Origin of the sequence: Macrococcus lamae (genome assembly GCF_004359545.1) — a bacterium.
Lineage (GTDB): Bacteria > Bacillota > Bacilli > Staphylococcales > Staphylococcaceae > Macrococcus > Macrococcus lamae.
This window is the reverse complement of the sequence record NZ_SCWB01000008.1, coordinates 92905-101962: the sequence shown is the minus strand read 5'-3', so window position 1 is coordinate 101962 and position 9058 is coordinate 92905. Positions and strand designations below refer to the sequence as shown.

The window sequence follows — 9058 nt, the reverse complement described above, 5'->3', positions numbered from 1 at the left end:
TTGGATCACGTCTTTTCTTAGCCATCTATAGACCTCCTTAAAAAGTTAATTCGATTTTATCACTAAAAAAATAAACTGCGTAGCAGAGTCGTACGCCCTCTACTTACACAGTTTATTTTACAATCCCGTTTCAGTAGTGAAAGTTATAATGATACCAAGTATCATTAATAACGGCGCGTATATTTTATAGGTTGATTTATTCATAGTGATCTCCTTATAATGATTAATACTATTATATAATGATTTACAAAAATGTCATAATTGTCTACTAATTGATTATGTGGGGTGTAGGATGAATCATTGTATTTTCTGTCAGGATATCACAGACCAGCAAGTGCTGACACAAACAGAGTTTTTTAAAGTTGTTTATGATATAGATCCGATTCAAATGGGTCATCTTCTGATCATTTCGAACCATCACTATATGAATATCAGTGAACTGCCTAAAAATGCATTGGTTGACCTTGTTATGCTGGAACAGCAGCTCACAGCTCTCTTAGAAAGTCATTGTGCTTATGGTGTGACGATAGTGAGCAACAATGGACGGGTCATGGATGATGGCACTCACTTTCATGTGCATCTCATTCCAAGGTATCAGAATGACGGTTTCTGGGACCATGTAGTAGTTGAAGAATGGCCAATGGATTTGAACCATCTAACGGAGGAACTTAAATTATATGGATAATGATGATATTCAGTTAATTAACAATTTCATTAAATCAATTGATATAAAATCAATAGAAGCGTTTAATAAAGGGTGGTCTGTTGACCAGAAATATATCATTAAAGACCAGCAGCATGATACATATTTATTAAGAGTATCCACTATAGATAGAATCAATCAGATGCAGAAACAAATTAATCTTGTTGAACAGTGTACTGCTCTAGGTTTACCGGTTCAAAGGCTGATTGAACATGGAGTATTCAATGATACTTGTTTTATATTATATGAGTGGATTGACGGCCAGGAAGCGGCAGACTATATAGGTGACACTGAGCCTGAAGAACAGTATCGACTTGGACATGATGCAGGTCGTATATTAAAAGAGATTCACTCCATACCCTATCATTCTGATTCAAGCTGGGCAGACTATTATAACGACAAGATTGATTGTAAGATAAAAATGTATAATGAATGTCCACTTAAGTATGACGATGAAGGATTAGCACTTCGTACTATTGAAGAAAATAGAAGGTACGTAACAAATTCAAAGTTTGTATATCATCATGGTGATTACCATATCGGTAATATGGTAGTTGATAATGAGAAACGACTTTTTATTATAGACTTTGATCGTGCAGATTTTGGAGAAGGTTATGAAGAATTTAACAGGATTACATGGTGTGTCAGTGTCAGCCCCTTATTTGCAAGCGGGATGATTAACGGGTACTTCAATAATGAAGTGCCTGATATATTCTGGAGGCTGCTAAAACTTTATATAGTGACTAATGCGCTTTCGTCCTTACCATGGGCAATGCCTTATGGTGAACAGCAGATCGATGTGATGAGAAACGAGTATGCGGTTCAACGAAAATATTATAAAGATTTTCAGTTGACTATACCAACTTGGTACACTTTGAATAAAGTGTCGTAAGTTTAGAATCAAACTCAAACAACCAACTATACACTTTCCTTCGTTTGTAGTATAATAAATATATCAAATATAAATAATATACTAGAAAGAGTGATAATTAATGAAAGTTGAATTAGGGATTACATCATTCGGCGACAATAATGCGATTCATACACCTGATGGCATACAGGATAAAATTTCTGCTGATGAGCGAATCAGAAATATTGTTGAGGAGATCAAGCTTGCTGATAAGCTGGGTTTAGATATTTACGGGCTTGGCGAGCATCATCGGGAAGATTATGCAGTGTCTGATCCGGTGACGGTACTTGCCGCTGCGGCAACTCAGACGAGTCATATTCGTCTGTCGTCTGCTGTGACTGTGCTGTCGTCTGATGATCCGATACGCGTCTATCAGCGCTTTGCAACGCTCGATGCATTATCTAACGGGCGTGCTGAAATTATGGCAGGGCGTGGGTCATTCATCGAATCGTTCCCCCTGTTTGGTTTTGACTTAAATGACTATGAGGTCCTGTATGAGGAGAAACTAGATTTACTGATGCAGGTGAATAAAAACGAGAAGGTTTCGTGGTCAGGGTCAACGCGTCGTCCGGTTGACAATAAAGGTGTCTATCCGAGAGCTGTGCAAAGTGAAATTCCGATTTTTCTTGCGACTGGTGGCACCCCTCAGTCGTCCTACAGAGCAGGGGCACTCGGTCTGCCAATCACGTATGCAATAATTGGAGGCAGTCCGCTGCGATTCCGTCAGAATATCGCAGTGTATCATGCAGCCGCTGAAAGTGCGGGAATTGATAAAAACAAGCTGAAGATTGCAACACATTCATGGGGATATATTGCTGAGACTGACGAAGAGGCGTTCCGAGACTACTATCCACCGACAGCAGCGAGTCATAATGTACTCGCAAAAGAGCGCGGCTGGCCACGTTATTCAGAGCAGTCTTATATGCATGAGATTGAACACGGCGCGTTATATGTCGGCAGCCCGGAACGCGTCGCACAGAAGATCATCGAGACGGTCGAAGGGCTGGGTATTGACCGCTTCATGATTCACTTGCCGATGGGTTCTATGCCGCACGAGAAAACGATGCAGGCCATTCAGTTATATGGCGAAAAGGTTAAGCCGATTGTCGATGACTATTTTAAAGATAAATAGATTGATGTAAATTTGCTTTTTAATCTGAATTTTGTTACTTTAGAAGTAACTTACAAAAGGAGGCATCACTTAAGGGATGATTATTCGATAACATGGTAATGATGCGAACAGCATATTATGTGAAATGTTATCGGGATAACTCTGTCTATTGATGTCTTTACGTTCAGTAAAGCTTATTTAGTCTCGATTTCTCTCACATGATATGTGGGAGATTTTTTATTGGGAGGAATCAGCATGAAGACAATCAATCAGAAATTAATGGTAGACGACAAAATGTTAATCGATCATGTGCACTTTACGATTGATGACGGCGAGCATATTGCAATCATCGGCGATAATGGAATCGGCAAGTCCGTGCTAATGCGTCAGCTTGCAGAGCAGTTTAATACCGGTATTCTCGAACAATCCATTGAAGAAGACAGCTCAGTGCTGGATTTTATCATTGCGGTAAATCCACAGCTATATCAGCTCAAGCAGCAAAAGAATCTGGATATTAATTTAATCAGTGATTATATTGAACAAGGCGGTTATGAGCTTGAGAATGAAATCATCCAGATGATGAAACGCTTTAATTTAAATGAAGAAATGGCAGAACAGAATGTGTCTTTGTTATCCGGTGGTGAGCAGACAAAAGTCGGACTGATTAAGTTATTAAGCAGTCAACCGGATATATTTTTATTTGATGAACCAACGAACCATATTGATGGTGAAACGAAAGAGTGGCTGAAAAACTGGATGAAACAATCGAAGGAAACGATCATCTTTGTTTCTCATGACCGAGATTTCATCAATGACACTGCTTCAAAAATAGTGGAGCTTAACGTAGATGGGTCAAAAACTTATCATTTGAATTATGACTGCTACTTGCAAGAAAAAGAACGGATGAGAAAAGAAAACGCGGCGCTGATTGATAAAGAAAGAAAAGAAAAACAGAAGATGAAACGAATGATTCAGGAAATGAAGGAATGGCATCATGAAGCGGCGGGAAAAGCGGGTGTCAGAGATCCTGGTGAACAGAAGAAAGTCGCTAAAATTGCGAAGCGTTATAAATCTAAAGAACATCAACTGCAGCAGAAAATCGATCATTTTGAAGGAAAGAGTAAAAAAGAGTTTCGGACAGATTTATCTATACATTCCACCACATTTAATGCCAGGCAGTTTGCGCGATTTGAGCATGTAGGCATATCTTTTGATAATAGAAAGATAATATCCGATGTGACGTTCACGATAGAAAAAGGTGACAAAATTGCAGTTGAAGGGCGTAACGGGAGCGGGAAATCCACTCTGCTCAAATTACTGATCGGTGAACTGTCGCCTAACGAAGGGAAGATTGCAGTCAATCCTGAGACACATATCGGCTATTTCTCACAGCAATTGCAGCAGTTGAATTTGAATAATACGGTATTAGAAGAAATACTTGAAAATGAAATCGACGTCAGCTTTGCTCGAACGATCCTTGCATCATTTCGTTTTACAGCAGAACGCATGGATGACATCGTTGAACATCTGTCAATGGGTGAGAAGTGCAGGCTCGCGTTCGTTAAGCTTTATTTTTCAGAAGCGAATCTACTCGTTCTAGATGAACCGACCAATTACTTTGATATCACGATGCAGCAGATCGTTGAGAATATGCTCGTCAATTATCAAGGTGCGATTATTTTTGTCAGTCACGACCGCTATTTCAACCAGGCAGTCGCCAATCGACATTTTGTTATTGAACAGGGAAAGCTGGTAGATAAAGAAACAGTGATAGAAGATGAAATAGATGCGAGACATTTAAAAGGGCTGCTCAATGACCTTTCTGAATTCGATCAATGAGCACCGATAGCAGAGTAGTGTTAAAATAAGAAAAACAAGGAGGGAAGCAGATGAGGATTTTATTAATGATAATCGGCACGATTTGTACGATTCTTGGCTTCATTGGTGTTGTGCTGCCTCTTCTGCCGACGACTCCTTTTCTGCTGCTCGCTGCACTTTGCTTTGCAAGAAGCTCTGATAGATTTCATCAATGGTTGATACAGACTAAGCCCTACCAGTCATATGTTGAGGATTTCCGGCAGCACCGTGGCTATACGCTGAAGAAAAAGATACAGCTGCTAATCAGCGTTTATATCGTTGTCGGATTTTCTATTTATATGATTGATCACTTATATATTAGAATAGCTTTAAGTATGATGCTCCTGGTGCAAACCATCGTGCTAGTATTTTTTGTCAGAACACTGCCTGAAAAGTCATGATAATCTTAAGCTCTTTGAGATTGAAGGGTGATAGAACAGGGTATAACTCTATGCAATTAAAATTTTCAGGAGGTATTATAATGGCTTATAACTTTGAAGATCAAGGTAAGAAACCGTTTGTAGACAACATTGAAGGAATGACACTTGAAAATGAGAATTTCCGTACGACGATTTGGACTGGGAAAAAGCTGCAAGTGACATTGATGACAATCCAGCCGGGCGATGATATCGGTCTTGAAAAACATGAAGGAATTGACCAGTTTTTAAGAGTTGAACAGGGCGAAGGCTTATGTCAGATGGGATCCACTAAGAAAAACTTGGATTTTGAGAAAAAAGTTAAGGCTGATGATGCGATTATTGTTCCTGCGGATACATGGCACAACGTTACTAATAATGGAAAAAAACCGCTGAAGATTTATTCAATCTACGCAGGACCAGATCATAAAAAAGGTACTGTTCACGAAACGCATGAAGATGCAGAAAATGATCCGAACGAAGAATAACTAAAATTAAAACAAGCTCGGGATAATAGTCCAGTGATTTGAATCATCAATTTAGATGCTATGAATGTAGCAGACTGATATGATTCGAACGACAACTATTAGCATCCCGAGCTTGTTTATTTCAGGTAATCTCTGATGGCTTTTACGTAACGTTCCTTCTCATCATAGTAAAGCATGGCATGCGAGACATTGTGGAACTTTACTATTCGGCTGTCTTCATTGCTTGATGCTTCAAAGAGTGCTTCAGCCATGAAAGGTGGCGTTACTTTATCACTATTCGACGACAAGATGAGAACAGGTTTTTCAGTATTTTTCAGCCACTTATCTGCTTGCATGGAATCGATAGAAAAACCGTAGCGGATAGTCGTATAAAGTTCACTTGAATATTTAATAAGTTTTGGCGGTACATTTTCTGAGTGTTTGATAAAGTTTAGTCCTTGGACGATCATAACCTCTGGATCACTTAAAGGGGAATCGAGAATAATATTATCTATTTTTGAATCATCTCTCCCCGCAGCTATTGCGGCAGCACCGGCGCCATATGACATACCCCATAAAATCATCGGCTTATCGTTATTGTCTTTAGCGATATAATTGATAGCATCCAGTACATCATAACTTTCGCGTATACCAAATGTATTAAGTGTGCTCGTACTTGATCCTGCATTCGGAAGATCAATCGCAAAAACAGAATAACCTAAACTGAGGAATATATCTGCTACTGGGTAGATGGACTGTCTTGATCCGCCGAGTCCATGAGCCATAATAACTGTTCCTTTAGATGCTACTTGCGGAGAAATCAACTGTCCTTCAAATGTATGATTATACTTTGAAGAGTTTAATTTAATGGTTTTGTTGTGATATTGATTGAGAAACTGTTCTTTATTAAAGTTAATGCTGTTTAAATAAGTACGGTCAGCCCGCAAAGTATTGTCTGGAGTTGTCAAATGTGTATAGATATTACTGACGCGATAGCCGACAACAAATATGATAGAAATCATAAGAATAATAATTAAGGAAAAGAAGGAGATCAACCACCATTTCCATTTTAGTTGTTTGTTCAAACCTTTTACACTTCCTGTCTTGTTTTCATCATGTTCATGGATGAATGTAGTTAAAAGATATCAGGAATTTCATTTGATTTCTAATGTAATGCCCTGTTTTTAATCATAAAAGTTAATATGAATGACCTAAGTTTTAAATATGTAAAGAAAAAACACTTTACAGGAATATGATTTACTGTTATAGTATGTACTTGAGATTAAGAAATGAAATGGAGAGAATTATATTATGGCAGTTAAAATTCGTTTAACACGTATGGGTTCAAAAAGAAACCCGTTCTACCGTATCGTTGTAGCTGACGCTCGTGCGCCACGTGACGGTCGTATCATCGAAGCAATCGGAACTTACAATCCAGTTGCGAAACCAGCAGCAGAAATCAAAGTTGATGAAGAATTAGCTTTAAAATGGTTAGCTGATGGTGCTAAACCAACAGATACAGTACGTAACATTTTATCTACGCAAGGAATTATGGAGAAATTCCATAACTCTAAACTTGCTAAGTAATAATGGAACAATTATTACAAACCATCATTGAACCGCTCGTCGATCATCCGGAAGAAATTAAATTTTCCATGGAAGAACATACGAATAGTGTGACGTATCATTTGAGTGTACACCCTGATGATACGGGCAAAGTGATTGGAAAGCAGGGACGGATTGCGAAAGCCATCCGTACGCTGGTTTCCAGCAGTCGTCACGAGTCCGGCAAAAAAGTGTTTGTAGAAATTGATTAAGGGTGCCCGTGTGGTGCTCTTTTTTTATTAGGAGGCGATAATATGAAAGTAAACGTCGGTAAAATTGTCAATATGCATGGTATTAAAGGAGAAGTAAGAGTGTTATCAGCATCTGATTTCACTACAGAACGGTTTAAGCCAGGTAATGAACTGATCATTCAGTCAGGCAAGGAAGAAAAAATCGTAAAAATTAAAAGTTACCGGACTCATAAAAACTTTCATCTGCTGACGTTCGACGGATTGGACAACATCAATTTCGTAGAAAAATATAAAGGAGCTGATTTGTTTCAGGATGTGGAAGAAGCCGAAATTGAACTGGATGAACATGAATTCTACTATCATGATATTATCGGCTGCACAGTATTTAATGAAGGAATGCCAATCGGCCGTGTAACCGATATCTTTGAAACCGGTGCAAATGATGTCTGGGTTGTTAAAGGCGAGAAGGAACATCTCATCCCTTATATTGAAGACGTCGTGAAGAAAGTTGATATCGATAATAAGACGATTGAAATTGAGGCAATGGACGGGCTGTTATCTTGAGAATCGATTATTTGACATTGTTTCCAGAAATGTTTGAAACACTGAATCATTCAATTATGAAACGGTCGCAGGCTAAAGGAATTGTCGCGTTGAATACCGTGAACTTCCGGGATTACGCGAATAACAAGCACTCGCAAGTGGATGATTATCCATATGGTGGGGGTCAAGGCATGGTACTTAAGCCGGAACCTATATTCAATGCGATGTCGGCGCTTCATACAACCGAAGAGACACGTGTCATACTCATGTGTCCGCAAGGATCGCCCTTTAACCAGCAGAAGGCAGAAGAACTCGCGCATGCTGCACATCTAGTGTTTATATGCGGCCATTACGAAGGGTACGATGAACGCATCCGGACGGAACTTGTCACTGATGAAATTTCTCTTGGTGACTTCGTGCTGACGGGCGGCGAACTGGCAGCCATGACGATGACAGACGCCATTGTGAGACTTATTCCAGATGTGCTCGGCAATCAAGTGTCGCATGAAGACGATTCGTTTTCATCAGGATTACTTGAACATCCGCAGTATACGAGACCAGCAGATTATAACGGCATAACAGTCCCTGACGTGCTGATGAGCGGTAATCACAAACTGATTGACCAGTGGCGGCACGAGCAGTCGCTGAAGCGTACCTACGAACGCCGTCCGGATCTACTTGACACTTACCCGCTGACTAAATCAGATATCAAATATTTGAAGACACTAGGATTTGAAGAATAAATAAATGCTGTCAAGATTTTTTCTTGTCAGAGTGAGAGCAATGTGATATGATTTTAAGAGTGTGAAAACACAACAATCACTATGGTCCGCTGAAATTAAGTTTTAAGAACATAGGCAGAAGGAGAAGAAAACATGAATAATATTTTAATCGATGCAATTACTAAAGACCAATTGCGTACAGACTTACCATCATTTCGTCCTGGTGACACAGTAAGAGTACATGTGCGTATCGTAGAGGGAACTCGCGAACGTGTTCAGTTGTATGAAGGTGTTGTTATCAAACGTCGTGGCGGCGGTATCTCTGAAACTTTCACGGTTCGTAAGATCTCTTACGGTGTGGGTGTAGAACGTACTTTCCCAGTACACACTCCGAAAATCGAGAAGTTAGAAGTATTACGTCGTGGTAAAGTACGTCGTGCGAAACTTTACTACCTACGCAGCCTTCGTGGTAAAGCGGCTCGTATTAAAGAAATTCGCTAATAGAAGCGAGAAGCATCCTGAGCAGTCAGGGT

The 9058-nt window shown here is 39.5% G+C and carries 12 protein-coding genes; 11 read left to right on the top strand and 1 reads right to left on the bottom strand.

Features of this window, described 5'->3' with window-relative positions; genetic code table 11:
* The first annotated feature begins 292 nt into the window (after positions 1-292).
* From ERX29_RS05930 to ERX29_RS05905, 6 genes are all read left to right on the top strand, one after another.
* Complete coding sequence (locus tag ERX29_RS05930; RefSeq protein ID WP_133443777.1) at positions 293-685, top strand: HIT family protein; 393 nt, start codon at positions 293-295, stop codon at positions 683-685.
* Positions 678-1595 (top strand): phosphotransferase family protein, encoded by a 918-nt coding sequence (locus ERX29_RS05925; RefSeq protein ID WP_133443776.1) that lies wholly within the window; start codon positions 678-680, stop codon positions 1593-1595. Before ERX29_RS05930 ends, ERX29_RS05925 begins: the two co-directional genes overlap by 8 nt.
* A gap of 100 nt (positions 1596-1695) precedes the next feature.
* Entirely contained in the window at positions 1696-2745 is a 1050-nt protein-coding gene (locus ERX29_RS05920) for an LLM class flavin-dependent oxidoreductase (protein ID WP_133443775.1), read from the top strand.
* Between the two features lie 234 nt (positions 2746-2979).
* Complete coding sequence (gene abc-f, locus ERX29_RS05915; protein WP_133443774.1) at positions 2980-4563, top strand: ribosomal protection-like ABC-F family protein; 1584 nt, start codon at positions 2980-2982, stop codon at positions 4561-4563.
* Positions 4564-4613: 50 nt separating this feature from the next.
* On the top strand, positions 4614-4982 hold the full coding sequence (locus tag ERX29_RS05910) for a YbaN family protein (RefSeq protein ID WP_133443773.1): 369 nt from the start codon (positions 4614-4616) through the stop codon (positions 4980-4982).
* 80 nt (positions 4983-5062) lie between these two features.
* Positions 5063-5485: a cupin domain-containing protein gene (locus ERX29_RS05905; protein ID WP_133443772.1), complete on the top strand. Its 423-nt coding sequence runs from the start codon at positions 5063-5065 to the stop codon at positions 5483-5485.
* A gap of 116 nt (positions 5486-5601) precedes the next feature.
* Here the strand turns inward: ERX29_RS05905 and ERX29_RS05900 are convergent, their stop codons facing one another.
* On the bottom strand, positions 5602-6486 hold the full coding sequence (locus ERX29_RS05900) for an alpha/beta hydrolase (protein ID WP_133443771.1): 885 nt from the start codon (positions 6484-6486) through the stop codon (positions 5602-5604).
* 289 nt (positions 6487-6775) lie between these two features.
* Here ERX29_RS05900 and rpsP point away from each other — a divergent pair, with 289 nt between their 5' ends.
* The 5 genes from rpsP to rplS all read left to right on the top strand — a co-directional run bounded on the left by rpsP (position 6776) and on the right by rplS (position 9026).
* Complete coding sequence (gene rpsP, locus ERX29_RS05895; RefSeq protein ID WP_133443770.1) at positions 6776-7051, top strand: 30S ribosomal protein S16; 276 nt, start codon at positions 6776-6778, stop codon at positions 7049-7051.
* A gap of 2 nt (positions 7052-7053) precedes the next feature.
* Entirely contained in the window at positions 7054-7281 is a 228-nt protein-coding gene (locus ERX29_RS05890; protein ID WP_133443769.1) for a KH domain-containing protein, read from the top strand.
* A gap of 42 nt (positions 7282-7323) precedes the next feature.
* The gene (gene rimM / locus ERX29_RS05885) at positions 7324-7824 is read left to right on the top strand and encodes a ribosome maturation factor RimM (RefSeq protein WP_133443768.1); all 501 of its coding nucleotides are present in this window, start codon (positions 7324-7326) and stop codon (positions 7822-7824) included.
* Positions 7821-8546 carry a tRNA (guanosine(37)-N1)-methyltransferase TrmD gene (trmD, locus tag ERX29_RS05880; RefSeq protein ID WP_133443767.1) on the top strand — a complete coding sequence of 242 codons (726 nt, stop codon included), beginning with the start codon at positions 7821-7823 and terminating at the stop codon, positions 8544-8546. Before rimM ends, trmD begins: the two co-directional genes overlap by 4 nt.
* 132 nt (positions 8547-8678) lie before the next feature.
* Positions 8679-9026, top strand: a complete 348-nt coding sequence (gene rplS, locus ERX29_RS05875; protein ID WP_133443766.1) for a 50S ribosomal protein L19 — start codon at positions 8679-8681, stop codon at positions 9024-9026.
* Positions 9027-9058 lie beyond the last annotated feature (32 nt).